Below are 18681 nucleotides of genomic sequence, written 5' to 3'. Positions count from 1 at the left end.
CACTCCTGGTTGAAAGACATGCGCATAAAGCGCGGATTATCGCATCGCAGGTGAAATGCCATATCGGGCTCCACCCGGTCGGACGACGGCCTTCTCGTGAGCCTGTTGCTCACGGTCTGTCGGCCCGCTTTTGTCAGGAGCCAACCATGAAATCGATACCATTCGCCGCCATCGCCCTGAGCGCTGTGGCCTTGCCGACTTCTCTTCTCGCCGCACCGATCGCGCCGCAGGCGGTTCAAGCCGGCACGTACAAGGTCGAGACGAACCACACGCTGGCCGAATTCACGGTCAATCATTTTGGATTTACCGATTTCTTCGGCATCATCCCGCGTGCGACTGGGACGTTGGTGCTCGACCCGAAGGCGCTCTCGGGCACCAAGCTTGACGTCTCGCTTCCCGTGAACGGGATTTCGACGACCAATGCGACGCTCGACGGTGAACTGAAAAGCGCGGATTGGTTCGACGCCGCGAAATATCCAACGATCCGCTTTGTATCGCAAAAAGTCGTCGCGACCGGCGCGCGGACCGCCCGTATTTCAGGCACAATCACGATGCACGGCGTCACCAAGCCGATGGTGCTCGAAGCCACCCTCGGCGGTGCCGGCATCAACATGATGGACAAGGCCTACACGGTCGGGTTCAGCGCCGTGGGCACGCTCAAACGCTCGGACTTCGGAATCACGAAGTACGTCCCGGCGGTCTCCGACGAGGTGACGCTCAAGATCAGCGCGGCTTTCGAGAAGACCAACTGAACGGCGCCCGACGACGCGGCGGAAGGCCACCGCATCGTCGGTCCGCGCTGCACTACGAACAGAGGGCGGCCGCCATCGCGTTGGCAATCCCATCCGCGGGCGGGCGCCCTTCTCCGCTGGCTTTCCCCGCGATTGGGGGCTCGCCATCAATATCGACGCTCAGCCGCGGTCACACGGCCGAGCCGGATCGGGTCAGGAGTTTTTTGATGCTCGTAAACGGCAAGTGGAGTGCCGATTGGCAGCCTGTTCAGGCGACCGACGACAAAGGAGGCTTCGTCCGTCAGACTTCCGGCTTCCGCAACTGGGTGACACCGGATGGGCATGCGGGACCGACCGGGGAAGGGGGCTTCAAGGCCGAAGCAGGTCGTTATCATCTGTATGTCGCTTTGATCTGCCCATGGGCATCGCGCACCTTGATGGCCCGCAAACTCAAGGGCCTCGATGATGCGATCTCAGTGACCGTTGTCGAACCGACCTTGACCGACGAAGGCTGGCAATTTGGCGACTATCCCGGTTCCGGCAGAGATCCGATCCATGCCGCTCAGTATATGCACGAGCTCTACACGCGCGCCGATCCGACCTACACGGGTCGTGCCACGGTGCCGGTGCTGTGGGACAAGCAGACGGATCGCCCGGTAAACAACGAATCCGCGGACATCGTCAGGATGCTCAACGCAGGCTTTGGCGCGATCGCGCGGTCCGATCTCGATCTGTATCCGTTCGAGCTGCGCGACCAGATCGACGCGCTGAACGCCGAAATTTATCCGCGGTTGAATAACGGCGTTTATCGGGCTGGGTTCGCGACCACGCAGATCGCGTATGAAGAAGCCTATCGCGACGTTTTTGGTATGCTTGACGAACTCGAGCGGCGCCTGGGGCAGGATGGCCCTTTCTTATTCGGTGAGCGCTTCACCGAGGCCGATATCCGCCTGTTCGTAACCCTCGTGCGGTTTGATGCAGCCTATTTCGGTCTGTTCAAATGCAACCAGAAGCGCGTGCGGGACTATCCGGCGCTTCAGGCTTATGCACTCCGTGTGATGAGCCTACCTGGGGTCGTCGAGACTGTCAGCATCGATCACATCAAGCGCGGCTATTATTCCATCAAAGCGCTCAATCCGAGCGGCATCGTTCCCTTGGGACCCGATCTGTTGACGCTCGATCCGGCCGCCTTCGGCGCTGCCGCATCGTGAGCAATTCGCTGATCATCTTCCTTCACGGCGTTGGCAGTCAAGGCGCCGATCTCGGTGCGCTGGCCGGACAATGGCGCCGCCTGTTGCCGGACAGCCACTTCGTCGCTCCGGACGGTCCGGCGCCGTTCGATATGGGACCCGCCGGGCACCAATGGTTCAGCGTGAACGGGGTTACGCGTGCAAACCGAGCGGATCGTATCGTGAGCGCGCGCGCCGCCTTCGACGCGACACTCAGCGCGATCATCACCCGACACGGGTTTGAAGGGCGGCTCGACCGCATCGCGTTCGTGGGCTTCTCACAAGGCTCAATCATGGCGCTCGATGCTGTCGTCTCGGGTCGCTGGCCGGTAGCTGGAATTGTCGCCTTTTCCGGCCGCCTCGCGACATCCGCCGAGCGACACCCGCACGTCCCCACGCAGATTCTAATGGTGCATGGTGCGGAGGACGCGATCATTGGGGTGGAAGAGGCACGCGAGGCGCGCGATGCGCTCACCCGCCATGGAATCTCGGTGCGCCTTCACGAGCTGCCCGCGCTGGGACACTCGATCTCCTCGGCCGGCGCGACGATGGCCTGCCAGTTTCTCACAGATCTGCTAATTCCCAAGCCTGACTGATAGGACGAGCGCAAGCATTGGCGATGCCGCTGCAGTCGCTTCTGGATCAGGTCGCGCGCGGCTCGCTGGCGGTGCAAATTGGACGGGTCTTTACGATGACGAAATCCTCGAAGGTCGTCGGCTGATAGAGAGCAATCGGGCGACGGGCAAAATCGTGATGGTCACGAGCACGGCAAAAGATAGATGAAAAGTCGGGATCTCACTTCAAACACGTTTGCGCTCGCCGCACTGTTCGGTGCTGCCGCCGCGCCCGCGAGCCGGCCGTCGTGATTGTCACTTATGCGGCCTTGGTTGGCTAGCCGCTCTCTGTCCCGGTCCCTGGCGCGCAAGAGTAACTATGGGGCGCTCGGAACACTGATCACTGCGCACGTCAAATGGGTCGCGCCGGATCAACCATTTGGCAGCGCTGGCCCGCTTACCTCGCAGGCAGTCTGTTAGTGCGGCGGCAAGCACGGCTGCGGTGGAAGATAGCCCCTCAGCGACCGGACGGCTCCAGTTGCTGTTGCCTGGCAGCATAACGGAGACGGGGTGCGCTGGGATGCACGTTCAGGCGCTTTCGCGATTGCGACAACGCTACTGCCACCGTCTTGTACAAGTAGGCTCGAGGCCGGTGCCGCTACCACCAGCGGATCGAGAGGCGGCTCCAAGGTGTTGGCGAGCTCCCAGCTGCACGAGCACGGTTTCCCGCAAACGGCGTCGGGCACAAGTCACCCGGACCTGTTGATTTTCGCGTTGAGTGGCACGTCTCGATCGATACCGCAGCGATCCGGTGCATGGACACGCCACATCGCTCTGTGCATAATGGATTTTATATAGGATAATAATCTGGAGATGGCGATGTTGGTGAAGGAGGCGGTCGCGCAGCTTTACGCCTCATTAGGTGGCCCGGCTGACATGGCACTCGAAGGGCTGGTGGCGGGCGCCGAGAATTGCCAGATTGCGTCCATCGCCGCCTGTACGGTGCCATCCATGAATGTGCTGAAAGCCGCAGCGGCGACAGGCGCCAACCTGATCTTGTGCGACGGCCATCCCTTCCATCTGTACGATGCTGTGTGGAGTACCCAGATCTCCAAGCCGGAAATCGTGCTCAATGCGCCGGCAACGGTGGCCAAGCGGGCGTTCATCGCCGAACATGGGATCAATATCGTGCGGATCCGCAGCGCCTGGGAAAGCAGGCATCCGCTTTCGGCATCGCTCGCCTTCGCTTCGCAGTTGCACCTGGGATCGCCGGAACCGCGAGCCGACCATGTCGTCTGCTCCGTTCCCGGAACGACTTCGCTGGCACTGGCCGCCTCGCTTGTGCCGCGCGGCTTTAATGGATTGCGGGTCGTGGGCGCGCCGACTACCCGCGCCACGCGGATTGGCGTGAAGGCGGGGATGTTGGCACCCGCCACGCTCGCGGGGATCTTGCGTGATCCGACGATAGACATGGTCATCGCCGGCGACGCGATCGAGTGGGAAGCCACGCCGTACATGGAAGACGTTGTCGCGACAGGCCGCAGTGCCGCGTTGATGCTCGCCGGCTTCGATGCGTCGATGGCGCCGCTCGGGGCGCACGTGGCAGCGTGGGCGCGCACGATCTTCCCGGACTATCCCGTGCTGTGGCTTTCGCAGCCCGATCTCGTCCGCGACGCGGCGTGAGGAGGATGGCTGTGTCCGATGCCGCCTTTCTCTCTCGTCGCGGGTTCAGCCTCGGCATCGCCGCCAGCGCTGCCACGCTCGCTATGCCCGCCATCGGGGCAGTGCGCGCCCCGACAGTCGACCAGGTGCTGGCCAGCATCCGTGCCAGTTGCGCCGCAGAGGGCATCGCATGGTCGGCGCAAACCGTCGACACGCTGAAGGCGGGTGACCAGGACATGCCGGTCCGCGCGATCGCTGTGACCTTCATGTCCACGCTCAGCTTGTTGCGAAAGGCGGTGGGATCGGGGGCCAATTTGATCATCTCGCACGAGCCCACCTTCTGGAGCCACGGCGATACCACGGTCGAGTGGGTGAACGACCCGGTCTACCGCGCGAAGATGGACTTCATCGATCGCAACAAGCTCGCGATCTTCCGGTTTCACGATCATTGGCATCAGACCAAGCCGGAACCGATGAGCGCCGCGACGCGTGCCCGGCTGGGGTGGGAGCGCTATCTCATTGAGGGCGGCGCCTCCGGCTTCGAAGCACGATATCGTCGCCCGGTGATGCCCCTGTCCGCGCTCCTGAGCGAACTACGCGACCGGTTGCCAAGCCGCAGCCTCCGCGTGATCGGCCGGGACGACATCGCCGTATCCAGGATCGGGTTCGGCGGACACAATCTCGACAGCGTGGTGCTCGGGCTGGAAAGCAACGACGTGCTGATCGTACCCGAAGTGCGCGAATTCGACACGGGCAGCTATCTCCGCGATCTTGTCGAAAGCGGCGCGCCCAAGGCTCTGATCCTGATGGCGCACGAGCGCGGCGAGGCAGATGGCATGGATGCCTGTGCGCACTGGCTGCGTCGCCATGTCCGCGACGTACCAGTTCGATATATTCCCTCGGGCGAGCCGTTCTGGACGCCGACGGCCTCAACCGATCCAGCGAGGACAGCATGAATCACCGGAGAACAACACTTCGCCTCGCAACGTTGATCGCGATTGCTGCTGCTCCGCCTGCCTCCGCAAAATTGGGTATGGTCAATGTCGAGCAGGGGGCCGTTCGGGGCGCCGTCACACACGAGGTCGCTCGTTTCCTGGGAATCCCTTTCGCGGCCGCACCGACCGGAGCGATGCGGTGGCGGGCACCGCAGCCCGCGGCTGCGTGGAAGGGTGTACGCGCTGCGACCGGCTTTGGCGCAAGCTGCCAGCAGGATGCCCCACCGCCCAATGGGTTCGGACCGTGGACGCACGAATACAACATCACCGGCCCGATCAGCGAGGACTGCCTCTATCTGAACGTCTGGACGCCTGCGAAGCGCTCTACGGCGCGCCTGCCGGTGATGGTATGGATCCACGGCGGGGGATTTAACAGCGGCGGCGCTTCGGTCGCAATCTATGACGCGGCTGCGATGGCGATGCGGGGCGTGGTAGTGATCAGCATCAACTATCGTCTCGGCATCTATGGTTTTCTCGCGCATCCCGAGTTGGCCGGACAGCCGGGGGGCGGCAACGGCAATTTCGGGTTGCTCGATCAGATCGCGGCGCTTCGCTGGGTGCAGCGCAACGCCGCGGCCTTCGGCGGGGATCCCGCCCAAGTGACGATCGCCGGCCAATCCGCAGGCGCAATGTCGGTCAACGATCTGATCCTGTCGCCGCTCGCCAAGGGCTTGTTCCAGCGGGCGATCGCACAGAGCGGATCGGGGATGGGGCTCCCGCCGATAACGCTTGCCGCGGCGGAAACGGATGGGAAGGCCATCCTTGCGGCATCGGGCGCTCGTTCGATCGCGGACCTGCGCGCGCTGACGACGGCGCAGATCAAGATCGCGCTGACGAAATCGGCCAGGCCCGGAGCAGGCATGCTGCGCTTTGCACCGATCGCTGATGGCACCGTTCTGCCGACCGATCCCGACAAGGCGTTGGACGAGGGCAGGTATAATGACACGCCGATCCTGACCGGGCTCAACGCCGATGAGGGTAGCGGCTTCATGCCAATCTACCGCCCGACGGATGCGCAAGCGTATGGAGATATCCTCAATCAACGGTTCGGAGCCGACGCCGCAAGCTTCGCCACACTTTACCCGGCTTCCCAACCGACATCATCGCTGCCGGCGATGCAGCGGGACCGCGGGATCGCCGGGCTGCTTTTCTGGTCCGAGGCGCGCGCGAAGACGAGCCGCTTTCCGATCTGGCGCTACCTGTTCACCCGTGCCGAGCCAGGCCCGGAGCGCGCGAAATACGGTGCCTTCCATTCGAGCGAGATCCCTTATGTGTTGGGAACGCTGGACAAGGCACCGGAGCGCTCCGTCACGCCTGAAGATGAACGCGTCTCGGAGGCGATGGGACAATATTGGGCTAGCTTCATCAAAACCGGCAACCCCAACGCGGCGGGCCTCGTTTCCTGGCCGCGCAATGACTCTCCAAACCAGTTGATGGAACTGGGTGCGGCGTTCGGCGCGCGGCCGGCGATGCGCCCGGAGGCGCTCAATCATTTTCGCGCCTATGTCGCGAAGGGCGGGGCGGTGTCGATATTCTGACGCGGCGGTAGATAAGGTCGGCGCTACGGCTTCAGGGCGCCTGGCGAAGCGTCGCAGCAGGCCCGCGACAAAATCGCGCACGAGCGAGGTTTCTTGGCCCCCAGACGGAATGCCCCGACGCCCGGCGTGAGGCGTTGCCAGAAGGTCCGCTCTGGCTAGCCGATCGCAAGCCCGCCAGGCTTCTCCTACCCCGACGGCCGGATCATGCTCGCACGAACCAGCAGATTCCCGCCGGAACGCTCGGCTGCGCGATGTCGGGCTCGCCCCGCCGCCCGGCAAAGGCCATGAGCGCCCCACCGGGCCAACGACCTGACACGATCAGCCCGTCAGCATGCGGGGCGACACGGCGCATTGAGGTCATCTTCGGTGTCAACGCCGTGCGTGGCGCAGCCGGCTTTATCCGCTTATGCGTGTCGGCTGCCCGGCAGCTTAAGGCGAGGGGGGCATGAAACTGCCCCCCTCGGGCCAGGTCCCCAAGCCTCCGCCGACGGCTTCAAATCGGATAGGGCTGATCGGCCGGCTCGAGCGTAACCCACTTCAGCTCGGTAAATTCATCGATCACGGCACGGCCGTCGAAACGGCCATAGCCGCTGCTTTTCATGCCGCCGTAGGGCGCTTGCGGTTCATTTTGGACTGTTGCGCCGTTGACGTGGACATGGCCGGCATCGATCTGTTTGGCGACTTCCAGTGCACGCAGCACATCTCGCCCGAAGACGGCGGCCGCGAGCCCATATTCGGTATCGTTGGCGACGCGGATCGCCTCGTCCACGCCGCTGACGCGCACGATGGTGGTCACCGGACCGAAGGTCTCCTCGGCGTAGATCGTCATGCCCGGCTTGACGTGATCGACGATCGTGGCCTCCATGGACACGCCATCAGCCGGCCCACCGACGACGATCTTCGCGCCTTTCGCCACGGCGTCTTCGATCATCGAATTGATGCGCTTGCCCGCGCCCGCGTCGATCATCGGCCCAATCACGCAGGCCGGATTGGACATCGGATCGCCCGCGACCAGTTGTGCCGCCCGTTCGGCGAACTTCGCGACGAACGCATCGGCGACCGCTTCGTCGACGACAAAGCGCTCCGTCGACATGCAAATCTGCCCTTGATAAAGAAAGGCGCCGAAGATCGCCGCATTGACCGCGGCATCGACGTCGGCGTCATCCAGAACGACGAAGGGTGCCTTGCCGCCCAATTCCAGAAGGCAGCGCTTCAGATTGCGAGCCGCCGTTTCCGCGATGATCCTGCCCACGCGCGTGGACCCCGTGAAATTGATCCGACGTACCGCGGGATGCGAGATAAGCGCCTCGATGATTTCCGGCGCGGTCTCCGGCGCATTGGCGATGAAGTTGAGCACTCCGGCGGGGAGGCCTGCCTCATAAAACGCCTCGGCGATCAGAGCGTGGGTCGCCGGGCTCATCTCCGAAGCGCGGAAGATAACCGAATTGCCGCACGCGATAGGATAGGCGATCGCACGCGCCGCCAGGATGACCGGTCCGTTCCACGGCACGATGCTCAGCACGACGCCCACCGGCTGACGCAACGTCATGGACAAAGCCCCCGGCTTGTCCGTGGGGATCGTCTCGCCCTGGATCTGGGTCGTCAGGGACGCCGCCTCGCGGATCAGGCCGGCGGCAGCGAACACGTTGAACCCGCCCCAGAGCCCGGAGGCGCCGACCTCCGCCGCCATGGCGGCGCTGATGTCCTGAACCTTGGCTTCCAACTTGTCGGCGGCTCCGAGCAAGATTTTTCGCCGCTCGGTAGGCCCGGTTCGCGACCAGAGCTTGAACGCCTCTTGGGCCGATGCCGCAGCGCGCCGCGCATCTTCGACAGTGGCGGCGGCGGCCTTCGTGACCGTGCTCCCGCTCAAAGGATTCCGCCGTTCGAATATGGCGCCATCGCTTGCGCCGATATGCTCGTTATCGATGACCAGACGAACGTCCAAGATCCTCTCCCTCGTAATCGCGATGCGCTTTTCCGACCCGATCGGATTTCGCATTCGTGCAATGTATTGCCTTAAATCAAACGATCTGTCACCTGTCGATCTTGGCAGCAGCAACGCTAGAGTGCGCCCGAAAGATGGATCGACAGGTTCAAGGAGAGAGTATGGCTGAGGTATCCAGGCGACAGATGAAGGCAGCCGTCGTGCGGCAGGCGGGCCAACCACTGCAAATCGAGGATGTCACGCTGGAACAGCCTCGACGCGACGAGGTCCTCGTCCGGGTCGTGGCGACGGGCATCTGTCACACCGACATCGTGGTCCGCGATCAGGGCTATAACTCACCGCTGCCGGCGGTCTTCGGGCACGAGGGCGCTGGGGTCGTCGAGGCGGTCGGCGCGGACGTCACCAAGGTGGCGCCGGGCGATCATGTCGTGATGAGCTATGCTTTTTGCGGCAAGTGCCGTTCCTGCGAAACCGGGCATCCCGCGCATTGCGTCAATGTCTTTCCCATCTGCTTCGGCGGCAGCCGGCTGGATGGTTCGATCTCCATCGAGGACGCAGAGGGCAAGCCGCTCCACGATCACTTCTTCGGCCAATCTTCGTTCGCCCAGTTGTCGCTGGCGAACGAGAATAACGTGATCAGGGTCCCTTCGGACCTGCCGCTCGAGATGCTGGCTCCGTTGGGCTGTGGCCTCCAGACCGGTTCGGGCGCGGTGCTCAATGCACTGAAGGTTCGTCCCGGTTCGACGTTCGTCGCCTTCGGCGCGGGCGCCGTCGGGCTCGCCGCAATCATGGCCGGCAAGATCGCCGGCGCGACGAAGGTTATCGCGGTAGACGTCAACCCCGAGCGCCTGAAACTCGCCGAGGAGCTCGGCGCGACGCATGTGATCAATTCGCGCGATGGCGATCCAGTCGCGAAGATCATGGAAATTACGGGCATAGGAGCGGATTTCGCCCTGGAATGCAGCGGGCGCCCCGAAGTGCTTCGCCAGGCGGTCGACTGCTTGGGCTTTTTCGGCACGTGCGGAATTGTCGGCGCTCAGCCTATCGGCAGCGAAGTCCCAATCGACGTGAATGGCGTGATGATCCCCGGCAAGCGGATCATGGGCATCGTTCAAGGCGACGTTATCTCCGACATATTCATTCCGACGCTGATCGAATATTATCGGCAGGGGCGCTTTCCGTTCGATCGCCTGATCAAATACTACGATTTCGCCGATATCAACCAGGCGATGGAAGATAGCGAAAGCGGGCGTACCATAAAGCCCGTGCTGCGGATCGGCACGGTCTGACGGGATCGCGGCCGGGCTCGATGCGTCCGGCCGTCTTCTCGGCGCGACAGAGGGGACGTTGGCATGAGATACACGTATCTGGCCGGGCCGCTTGCGGTGGTCGCCATTGCAGCGGGTTCTTGCGGTGCAAGGGCGGCAGAACTGCGCCCTCTGCCCGCAAAGGCGCGCCAGGCGGCGGGCGCCATCGTCGCGAAGGGCGTGCCGGGCGTGACGGTTGTCGTGGGACGCCAGGGACGCGGGATCGCGCAGGAAAGCTTCGGCAAGATCGACGCCGCGGCGCAACTGCCGATCGCGTCTGCATCCAAATGGCTCACCGCTGCGGTCGTGATGCAGCTGGTCGGCGAGGGCAAGCTGTCGCTCGACAAGCCGATCTCGACGTGGCTGCCGTCGCTCGCGCCTGATGCGGGCGCGATCACGCTGCGCCAGTTGCTGTCGCAGACCTCGGGACTCGGCATGGCGGGCGCCGAGATGAAACAGGATTACCGGATCACGCTCGCGCAATCGGCCAAGGAAGTCACCGACGCTCCGCTCGCGCATCGGCCCGGCACGGTGTTCGTCTATGGCGGCCCCGGCTTCCAGGTCGCGGGGGCGGTGGTCGAAGCGGTGACCGGCAAGCGCTGGCAGGACGTCTTCCAGGAACGGATCGGCGGCCCGCTGGCGATGCGCCGCACCTTCTGGACGCATATCGGCTCCACCGAGCCTGCGGAGGTCGCGCAGACGCGGAACCCGGTGCTGCAGGGCGGCGCGTTCAGCACCACCGAGGACTATATGCATTTCCTCGCGATGCTTGCCGGCGACGGCATTTACGAGGGGCGGCGCGTGCTGACGCATGCCGCGGTCGAAACGATGCTGACCGACCAGACCGCCGCTGCGACGATGACACCGGCCGGCGTACCGATGCTGGCCAACGCCCATTATGCACTGGGCAATTGGTGTGAGACCTGGGGCGGCGATGGACGCTGCACCCGCAGTTCGAGCCTTGGCGCCTGGGGCGTCTTTCCGTGGATCGACCGACCTTCGGGCCTATATGGGATGGTGTTCCTGTACGAGAAGAACGACGCGTTCCGGCTGTTGCCCGAGACGAGCATGATCGTGCGCGAGGTGATTGCCGCCGACAGCCCGCCTCCCCGAAAATAGGCAGGCGAGCGCCCTCATGCCACAGCGCTATTCTGCGTCGGCCTGATTCTCGGGTTTCGCTCGGTCGAACGCATCGAGCGCAAGGCAGCGCGCTTCGATCTCTATCAGCCGCGGCCAGACAAGCTCGACGCCGAAGCGCCGGGCGTTGACGAGCTGTGCGACGAGACAGATGTCAGCCAGCCCCGGCGTGGCGCCGAAGCAATAGGGATCGTCACGATCGGCAATCAGCGCGGCGCACGCGGCCAGCCCCTCGACGATTGCGGTGTGCGCCCATTCGACGACGTGAGACTCGTCCATCCCCAGCGCGCGGAGCCGGGCGAGGATCTTGAGATTCTGCACCGGATGAACGTCGCAGGCGATGACCTGCGCGAAGGCGCGCGCGCGCGCACGCAGCACAGGATCGGCGGGCAGCAACGGCGGCTGGGGCACCGTTTCCTCGAGATATTCGCAGATCGCCAGCGACTGGGTGAGAAAGCCGAAATCCCCCTCCAGCGACGGGAGCAACCCCTGTGGGTTGATCGTCAGATAAGAGGGTGCATTCTGCTCGTTCTTGCGCAGATGGTGGAAAACGTCACTGTAGGCGACGCCCTTGAGATTGAGCGCGATCCGCACGCGATAGGATGCGGTCGAGCGATAATAGCCATGCAGCTTCAACGATCAGCTCCCAATATCGAGGCAGGCGCCGGCGGGGCGGCGCCTGCCTGCGACGATCAATCCTGCGGCGGACCACCGATGGTGATGGTGGTCGGCTCGAGCCCGGCGATCTCGACCACGATCACGTCGCCCGTCACCACGGGCCCGACGCCCGCCGGGGTGCCCGTATAGATCAGATCGCCGGGTTCGATCCGGTATAGGCCGCTCAGGAAAGAGATGACGTCGGAGACCGGCCAGATCAGATCGGCGAGATCGGCTTCCTGTTTCGTCTGCCCATTCACGGTCAGGGTGATGGCTCCGGTGGCCGGATGCCCGACTTCCGCCACGCTGTGAATGAGGCCCAGTGGCGAGGATTGCTCGACATTCTTGCCCGTATCCCACGGGCGGCCCTGTCCGCGCGCGGCGAGCTGAAGGTCACGCCGCGTCATGTCCAGCCCGGTTGCATAGCCGTAGACATGCTCCAGCGCATGCTCGACGGCGATATTTCGTCCACCCTTGCCGATCGCAACGACGAGTTCGGCCTCATACTGGAAGTCTTGGGTTTCCTGCGGGTAGGCGATGGTCGACCCGGTCGGCACGACGGTTTCAGCCCATTTGGTGAAGAAGAAGGGCGGTTCGCGATCCGGATCGCGGCCCATTTCGCGGGCGTGCGCGGCATAGTTGCGGCCGACGCAGAAAACGCGGCGCACGGGAAATCCGGTCCCATCCGAACTCGCGGCAACCGGGGCACTCGGGATCTCAAACGACAGGCTCACGCCAACTCCTCCTTGTATAAATTGAGCTTTTCCTGGGATGCCCTGTCCGAAAAGCCGAACAGGACCAATTTGGTGTCCGCCCGAAGGCGCAACGGCCGCCAGGAGGGCACCACAAGCACGTCATGGTGCTCAAGCGCGATACTGGTTTCGCCGATGAGGGCCGTGCCCTGTCCCTCCACAACGACGAAAATGGTCCCGTCGGAACTGCGCCGCTCGCGTGTCTCGAAGCCCGACGGTAGCAGGCGCACATGAGCTGCGATCGTCGGCATCACGGGCCCGCCATCGGCGGGGTTCAGGAATTCGAGCGCATGGCCTAGGTGAGGATCGATCTCGGCATTCGCCGCCAAGGTTTCCAGCGCGGGCCGCCAATCCGCAAAGCGGTAGTGAAAGAGCGGCTGGTGCGAGGGGCGCCTATCGGCGGTCCCACCCCGCATGGGCCGCATATTGTGGCCATATCGCGCCAGAGTATCCCCCGGGGGAACGGTTTCCGGATGGACGGACTCGGACAGCTTCTCCGCGAAGCCCGCATCGAAATGACGAACCGTGGGTATGTCGAGGCCATCGAGCCAGATCATGGGCTGGGACGTCGGATTGCCGTGATCGTGCCACTGCCCCCCCGGAGTTAGGACAAGATCATAGCGCTCCATGACCGCCTTCTCGCCATCCACCGCTGTATAGGCGCCGCTGCCCTCCATCACGAAACGCAGCGCACATTGGGAATGGCGATGGCACGGCGCGACCTCGCCGGGTAATATCATCTGGAGCCCGGCATATAGGCTGGGGGTGATCGACGAGAGCCCCTGCAGACCGGGATTCTCCAAGATTAGCACCCTGCGCTCTGCCTGCTCCGCCGAGATGAGGTCACCCGCGCGCAGCAGATAGTCGCGTGCGGACGAATATCGCCAACGATGCACCGTGGCAGGGCTTTCTGGCGTTTTCGGCACCAACGCACTCAGCACTTCCCACAGAGGCGTAAGCCCTTCCGGCGCCATGTCCGCGTACAGCGCCTGCAACTGCGCACGCTGGTCATTGTCTAGACGCTCGCTCACAGCGCTTCTCTCCTGATCTTTGTCTGGATCATCGCGTCATTCCTCAGGCGCGATCGTTACGCGCCAAAGGGGTGTGTCGGCGAAAATGGGAACCTGGCACGACAGCCGGGATCGCTCGTTTCGGAACCGCAAAGCGGACAGAAGGTCGCGCTCTTCCTCCCCTGCAGGCGAAAGCCGGCCTTCGCTCGTGGGTCCGATATAAACGTGGCACGTGGCGCAAGAGAGGCAGCCACCGCAGGTCGCGAAGGTTTCGCTCGCGACCGAGCGGCAAATGGCGTCCATCAGGCTCCCGCCGACCTGGCCGTTGGCAGACGATGCATTGCCCTGGCGGTCGGTAATCTCGATGAAAACCATAGAGCTTTCCCTTCCTGATCCAGCCGAGGACATTCAGATCGGATAAATCAGGGAGTTCGGTATCAATTCGCTGTCGAATACACAGAACTTCTGCCTGAACTTCAGTCCCTGCTGTGTAGTCACGACCGTATCGAGGTAGCGCCCCGCGTTGAACACCTCGCTCGGCTGATCTCGCTTGGTCCGGATCACCAAATAGTTGGCCTCGACGGCGATTTCGTCATCGGAATAATCAAGGATGCGGGGAATGCCTATGATGTGACGCTGGTAATAAGGTGCGTGGAAAAGCGTGCTTTCGACACCGTAGACACGGTCCCGAAGCATGCCGGTTCCGTGCAACTCCATCGTGCTCAGCGGAAGATCGTGGTCGTAATTCTCTCTCGGAACGACCCGGTAATGACAATCCTCCACGAAGAGATCGGGCCACTCGCCGAAGCGGCCGTCATCGAGACAGGCGGCATAAGCAGAATACAGATCCAGCAGTTCGGCGCGGCGTTCAACCGGAAGCATCACAGTTCCATCACTTTGCGCCAGTAGCGATACATACCCCTGATCAAGGTCTCCGTGACCATGTGATCGGTGTCGCCGACGTCCGTTCCACCCAACTCGCAAAGCGTCTCGAAGGCAGGGTCTTGCCTGAAGCCATCCTGGCTGAACTCGATCACCTCCCCGTCATCCGCCGAAACGAAACCGGCCGGACCAAAGAGATTGGCCTGACGCAAGCGCCGCTCCGTCATCGCGGCATCGTCATCCTCAAAGCCGAAGTGCGTCCAGACGAAATCGAATTTGTCGGGACTGACCGGGATGATCTGCCGGGTCGAAAGCGAATTGACCTGCTGCTGCAAAACGACACTTGGAAAGATCGTCGTCATGCAGACCGTGGGCTGGCCCCACCAAGGCTCGTGGACGATGTCGAGCAGGCGCATGTCATTAAGCTTCATATTCTCACGAAAGCTCGAGACGCCCTGGGTTACATCCTTGTCCAGCGTCTCGCTGCGACGGGAAATCATGCAGGCATGACGACCCTCCGCGTCCATCTTCAGCTCGGATTTGTTGTCCGCCCGCCAGAGGCCGAAGGTCACGAACCAGGTGTGGAGAAGGCCCGGATGGTAGGGGTCCTTGATGTTCTCCATCATCAGCTTCCAATTTCCAGGAATGCGCTGACGCGAGTAACCGTGAACCCTGAGCTTGCGACCGTCGAATGTTCGATCGAAATACTTCAGGACCTCGTCGCCGACATACGCCTCGAACGGCTCGACGTCGCTTGCGAAGCTGGCAAAAACGATCCCGTTTCGAACCGCGACCTGAAGCTTGTTCAGGGATCGATCCTCCAGCGCGAAGTCGGTGGGCATTCCGCCCTGTCCCTTCACGCCGCGCTGGAAGGGCACGCCCAGCAGCTTGCCATCGTAATTGTAGTTCCACTGGTGGTACGGACAGACCAGCGTTTTGACCTTGCCCGAGCGCTCCTGGCAAAACTGCATCGCACGATGTGCGCAGCGATTCTCCAGGACGTTGATCTCACCCTTGCGATTTCGGATCATGATCACGGATCGTTCGCCAATCGCGGTGCGCTTGAACGAACCCGCGTCCGGAACTTCCGCCTCCAGCCCGACATAGCTCCAATGCCGACCGTAAAAAATGCGCTCCAGCTCGCGCGCGTAGATATGCGGGTCCGTATAGACTCTGGCGGGGATACGGCTGCAGCCGTCGTTCGCCCACGGGGTCACGGGATCCGCGCCAACCGGTGTCACCTGCGCCACGTTCATGAACAACCTCTCGTCCGTTCGCCTTCGCCCCGCTGCGCGGGCTTTCTCAGACCGGAATGGATTGTACACTGAGTAATTTTCTAATCAAGAGGGACGACGTTCGGAAGAGCCTTCCCGCGCTCGCCGGACTAGCTGATCGGCAGCTGTGAAGCACGATCCGGCGCGACGCACGGCAACCAACCGCGAATGAGGGATACGAAGTCGCACAGTCGACGCGGTGTTAGTCGAGGCGGAATCGATTTGACATAGAGAAACTCCAGCCATAGCTTGTCCATGCGACCGGCAAAGGGCTGGTCTGTGCGAGTGAATGAACGTTGCCAGAAGGCGCGTTGTCACTGCGTGTCGGCAAGTCAAAAACATAAACTAAGAAGATCAAGCAGCGTCCTTTGGGGAGGATATCGATGGCTAAATTGTTTCCCACATGCGGGGGCGTGTCCGCGCTTGTCTGTTGCTTCAGCGCCTCAGTAGCATTTGCTCAGGGTAGTGCGCCTTCTCCCGCCGGCATTACACCGAACGATGAGGAAGGCGGTGTCCACGAAATCGTCGTTACTGCACAAAAGCGTGCCGAGAGCGTGCAGCGTGTGCCAATTTCGATTTCTGCTTTCGATGGCGCTTCGCTCCAGGAACGCGCGATCGCAAGCGTCAGCCAACTCACCGCCGTCTCGCCCAACGTGACTCTGGATTCCGGCGTGGCCTTCACGGCCTCGTCCGCGGTTCTCGCCGCCTCGATTCGCGGCATCGGCGCCAGCGATTTCGCCTTCAACATCGATCCAGCGGTCGGCATCTACGTGGATGGTGTGTATCTCGCCCGCTCGGTCGGCGCGAACCAGGACCTCCTCGACGTCCAACGGATCGAGATCCTGAAGGGGCCGCAAGGCACGCTGTTTGGCCGGAACACCGTGGGCGGCGCCGTGTCGATCGTGACGCGCGACCCTGCCAAGACGTTCCAGGTTCGCGGCGACCTCACGTTCGGCCGGTTCGATCTTGTCCAAGGCCGAGTGGCGGTCGACATGCCGGTCACAAGCGACATTTCCACACTCTTCACGGCCGACGTGAAGACGCGCAACGGCTATGGCAGGCGTCTCGCTTATCCGAGCGCTCTCGTGCCCAATTCGCGTCCTTATACCGCTTACCCTGCCGCTGCTTACGAGTCCCCGAGCCGCGAAGGAGACGAGAGTACGCGCACGCTGCGCGGGAAGATCAAATATGATGGTGAAGCCCTCCGGATCACGGCGGGCGGCGACTATCAATATTCAGACGGTGCCGCTCCCACCAAGCTGTTGCTCACCACCGAGAATGTCGCCGGATCGTTTGCCGGGCTCTACAATGCCTGTATCGGACTTCCGCAAGCGGCGTTGGCCGGCGCCGGCCTTGCCAACGTGTGCAGTTCGTACGGAACCCAGTTCCCGTCCCAGGTCCACGATCAACGCTTCGCGGTCAATCGGCTTGCCGGCTTCGGGAGCGTCAACGTGGACGGCAATCCCGGCAACAATCTGCTCCCGTATGACAGCCGATTTGTGACCGGCTCGAAGGACACGAGCTACGCGACGGGAAACAATTTCTCCAAGCTGCGCAATTGGGGCCTGACCGCGAATGGTGAATATGATCTCGCCGACACGCTCCTCTTGAAATCGATCACAGCGTATCGACGCAGCCGGTGGAACAGCGGATTGGATGGCGACGGTTCGCCGATCAATATGTCGAACTACAGTTTCAACCAGCGTCAGAGCCAATTCAGCCAAGAGTTTCAGCTTGTCGGCAATGCGCTGAACCACAAGCTTAACTACGTACTCGGAGCCTATTATTTCGAGGAAAAGGGATTTCTGCGGGACTATGTCGAATCGGGTGAGGGTATCTACGTCATCGACGGACCGAACTGGTTCAAGACGAGGAATTACGCCGTCTTCGGCCAAGCCGATTACCGGCTCTCCGATCTCATCGGGATCACGGTCGGTGGCCGCTATACCGACGAGAAGAAGCGGTTCGAGGGCGGGCAGCAAGAACTGAACGGGCTGTTTTACAAGCTCGCGGGTTCGCCTTGCTCCGATGCAGCCGGCAATATATTCCCCAATGCCGTGCTGCCGAACGGGCAAACGTGCCGTGTCGCCAACAACCATCCCGATCCCAACAATCCGCTGCGCTTGTATCCGGGCGGGATCAATCACCTCTCGTTCAACAACTTCTCCCCGAAGGCGGGCTTGCAGCTATATCCGAGCGACCAGGTGATGGCGTATGCGTCCTGGTCAAAAGGTTACAAGACGGGTGGCTGGACGACGCGATACTCGACGCCGCAAACAACGGTAAGCAGCTTCGATCCGGAGAAGGCCACAACCTACGAGATAGGCGTGAAATCGACGCTGTTCGATCGGAAGCTGTTGGTGAACGGCGCGCTTTTCCTGACGAACTACAAGGGTATTCAGCTCAACTACCAGGTCGGTGGCTCGCCGACGATAGCCAATGTCGGCGATGGGCGCATCAAGGGCGGTGAACTGGAGATCGTGGCACGTCCGATGCGGCCACTCACCATCAACATGGCGCTCGGCTACACGGACGCATATTATACGGATCTGGATGCGGCGGTGGCTGTGGTAAGCGGGCCCAACGCGCTGCAGGCCGGTGCCTTCGTCGGTGCGCCGCTTCCCAAGACTCCTAAGTGGAAGGTCAACATCAGTCCGAAGCTGGACGTGCCGTTGGGCGAGCACGGGGCGATAACGCTCCTGGCCGATTATACTTACATCGGGTCGATGGATAATAATGTCGAGCGCACATATGTGCTGCATCGGCCAAGCGTGTCGCTTGTGAATGCGAGCATTACTTGGAAAGATCCTTCGGATCATTACACGATCTCCGCTGGCGGCACCAATCTGACCAACAAGCGCTACTTGATCTCGGGGAGCGCCATTCCGGCGTTCGGCGCGATCATCGGAACCTATAATCGTCCAGTCGAGTGGTATGTCCGCGCCGGCTTCAAGTTCTGATGTCGGCGCGGCTGCACCCTTGATTTGGCCGGAGCGGGTGGGATCCGG

16 protein-coding genes are annotated in these 18681 nt (G+C 62.3%); 9 read left to right on the top strand and 7 right to left on the bottom strand.

The window, feature by feature from the left end; all coding sequences use genetic code 11:
* Positions 1 to 50: 50 nt before the first annotated feature.
* The 6 genes from Q4F19_RS12970 (at position 51) to Q4F19_RS12945 (ending at position 6709) form a co-directional block, all read left to right on the top strand.
* Positions 51 to 752: a YceI family protein gene (locus tag Q4F19_RS12970; protein WP_303543192.1), complete on the top strand. Its 702-nt coding sequence runs from the start codon at positions 51 to 53 to the stop codon at positions 750 to 752.
* A 206-nt stretch (positions 753 to 958) separates the two neighbouring features.
* Positions 959 to 1942: a glutathione S-transferase family protein gene (locus Q4F19_RS12965; RefSeq protein ID WP_303543190.1), complete on the top strand. Its 984-nt coding sequence runs from the start codon at positions 959 to 961 to the stop codon at positions 1940 to 1942.
* Positions 1939 to 2556: an alpha/beta hydrolase gene (locus Q4F19_RS12960; protein WP_303543188.1), complete on the top strand. Its 618-nt coding sequence runs from the start codon at positions 1939 to 1941 to the stop codon at positions 2554 to 2556. Before Q4F19_RS12965 ends, Q4F19_RS12960 begins: the two co-directional genes overlap by 4 nt.
* Positions 2557 to 3387: 831 nt before the next feature.
* On the top strand, positions 3388 to 4197 hold the full coding sequence (locus tag Q4F19_RS12955) for a hypothetical protein (RefSeq protein ID WP_303543187.1): 810 nt from the start codon (positions 3388 to 3390) through the stop codon (positions 4195 to 4197).
* Between the two features lie 11 nt (positions 4198 to 4208).
* A complete protein-coding gene (locus Q4F19_RS12950; RefSeq protein ID WP_303543185.1) occupies positions 4209 to 5132 on the top strand; it encodes a Nif3-like dinuclear metal center hexameric protein in 924 nt (307 codons plus the stop codon).
* Positions 5129 to 6709, top strand: a complete 1581-nt coding sequence (locus tag Q4F19_RS12945; protein ID WP_341850186.1) for a carboxylesterase/lipase family protein — start codon at positions 5129 to 5131, stop codon at positions 6707 to 6709. The genes Q4F19_RS12950 and Q4F19_RS12945 overlap by 4 nt, the downstream gene beginning before the upstream one ends.
* A gap of 493 nt (positions 6710 to 7202) precedes the next feature.
* Here Q4F19_RS12945 and Q4F19_RS12940 read toward each other — a convergent pair whose 3' ends face one another.
* Positions 7203 to 8654, bottom strand: coding sequence for an aldehyde dehydrogenase (locus Q4F19_RS12940; protein WP_303543182.1), 1452 nt, complete (start codon positions 8652 to 8654; stop codon positions 7203 to 7205).
* A gap of 161 nt (positions 8655 to 8815) precedes the next feature.
* Between Q4F19_RS12940 and Q4F19_RS12935 the strand changes: the two genes are divergently transcribed.
* The gene (locus tag Q4F19_RS12935; protein ID WP_303543180.1) at positions 8816 to 9943 is read left to right on the top strand and encodes an NAD(P)-dependent alcohol dehydrogenase; all 1128 of its coding nucleotides are present in this window, start codon (positions 8816 to 8818) and stop codon (positions 9941 to 9943) included.
* 63 nt (positions 9944 to 10006) lie between these two features.
* Positions 10007 to 11080 (top strand): serine hydrolase domain-containing protein, encoded by a 1074-nt coding sequence (locus tag Q4F19_RS12930; RefSeq protein WP_303543179.1) that lies wholly within the window; start codon positions 10007 to 10009, stop codon positions 11078 to 11080.
* 27 nt (positions 11081 to 11107) lie between these two features.
* On the opposite strand, the gene maiA is transcribed toward Q4F19_RS12930, so the two are convergent.
* The 6 genes from maiA to Q4F19_RS12900 are packed head-to-tail and all read right to left on the bottom strand — an operon-like array spanning position 11108 to position 15655.
* A complete protein-coding gene (gene maiA, locus Q4F19_RS12925) occupies positions 11108 to 11734 on the bottom strand; it encodes a maleylacetoacetate isomerase (protein WP_303543177.1) in 627 nt (208 codons plus the stop codon).
* 56 nt (positions 11735 to 11790) lie between these two features.
* Entirely contained in the window at positions 11791 to 12489 is a 699-nt protein-coding gene (locus tag Q4F19_RS12920; protein ID WP_303543176.1) for a fumarylacetoacetate hydrolase family protein, read from the bottom strand.
* Entirely contained in the window at positions 12486 to 13538 is a 1053-nt protein-coding gene (gene gtdA, locus Q4F19_RS12915) for a gentisate 1,2-dioxygenase (protein WP_303543174.1), read from the bottom strand. Before gtdA ends, Q4F19_RS12920 begins: the two co-directional genes overlap by 4 nt.
* Before the next feature lie 36 nt (positions 13539 to 13574).
* Positions 13575 to 13892, bottom strand: coding sequence for a 2Fe-2S iron-sulfur cluster-binding family protein (locus tag Q4F19_RS12910; protein ID WP_303543173.1), 318 nt, complete (start codon positions 13890 to 13892; stop codon positions 13575 to 13577).
* Between the two features lie 33 nt (positions 13893 to 13925).
* Complete coding sequence (locus tag Q4F19_RS12905) at positions 13926 to 14399, bottom strand: aromatic-ring-hydroxylating dioxygenase subunit beta (RefSeq protein WP_303543171.1); 474 nt, start codon at positions 14397 to 14399, stop codon at positions 13926 to 13928.
* Positions 14399 to 15655: an aromatic ring-hydroxylating dioxygenase subunit alpha gene (locus Q4F19_RS12900; protein ID WP_303543170.1), complete on the bottom strand. Its 1257-nt coding sequence runs from the start codon at positions 15653 to 15655 to the stop codon at positions 14399 to 14401. The genes Q4F19_RS12905 and Q4F19_RS12900 overlap by 1 nt, the downstream gene beginning before the upstream one ends.
* 401 nt (positions 15656 to 16056) lie before the next feature.
* Here Q4F19_RS12900 and Q4F19_RS12895 point away from each other — a divergent pair, with 401 nt between their 5' ends.
* A complete protein-coding gene (locus tag Q4F19_RS12895) occupies positions 16057 to 18633 on the top strand; it encodes a TonB-dependent receptor (RefSeq protein ID WP_303543168.1) in 2577 nt (858 codons plus the stop codon).
* Positions 18634 to 18681 lie beyond the last annotated feature (48 nt).

The organism is Sphingomonas natans, assembly GCF_030546695.1.
Taxonomy (GTDB): domain Bacteria; phylum Pseudomonadota; class Alphaproteobacteria; order Sphingomonadales; family Sphingomonadaceae; genus Sphingomonas_I; species Sphingomonas_I natans.
Note: the sequence above shows the minus strand (reverse complement) of the source record. Positions and strands in the feature narration are given on the sequence as shown.

What these genes read in the sequence shown, in the direction of transcription:
- Q4F19_RS12945 (WP_341850186.1), top strand. Translation starts at nt 5,129, where the DNA reads ATGAATCACCGGAGAACAACACTTCGCCTCGCAACGTTGATCGCGATT.
- Q4F19_RS12910 (WP_303543173.1), bottom strand. Translation starts at nt 13,892, where the DNA reads ATGGTTTTCATCGAGATTACCGACCGCCAGGGCAATGCATCGTCTGCC.
- Q4F19_RS12900 (WP_303543170.1), bottom strand. Translation starts at nt 15,655, where the DNA reads ATGAACGTGGCGCAGGTGACACCGGTTGGCGCGGATCCCGTGACCCCG.
- Q4F19_RS12935 (WP_303543180.1), top strand. Translation starts at nt 8,816, where the DNA reads ATGGCTGAGGTATCCAGGCGACAGATGAAGGCAGCCGTCGTGCGGCAG.
- Q4F19_RS12905 (WP_303543171.1), bottom strand. Translation starts at nt 14,399, where the DNA reads ATGCTTCCGGTTGAACGCCGCGCCGAACTGCTGGATCTGTATTCTGCT.
- Q4F19_RS12955 (WP_303543187.1), top strand. Translation starts at nt 3,388, where the DNA reads ATGGCGATGTTGGTGAAGGAGGCGGTCGCGCAGCTTTACGCCTCATTA.
- Q4F19_RS12965 (WP_303543190.1), top strand. Translation starts at nt 959, where the DNA reads ATGCTCGTAAACGGCAAGTGGAGTGCCGATTGGCAGCCTGTTCAGGCG.
- Q4F19_RS12895 (WP_303543168.1), top strand. Translation starts at nt 16,057, where the DNA reads ATGGCTAAATTGTTTCCCACATGCGGGGGCGTGTCCGCGCTTGTCTGT.
- Q4F19_RS12930 (WP_303543179.1), top strand. Translation starts at nt 10,007, where the DNA reads ATGAGATACACGTATCTGGCCGGGCCGCTTGCGGTGGTCGCCATTGCA.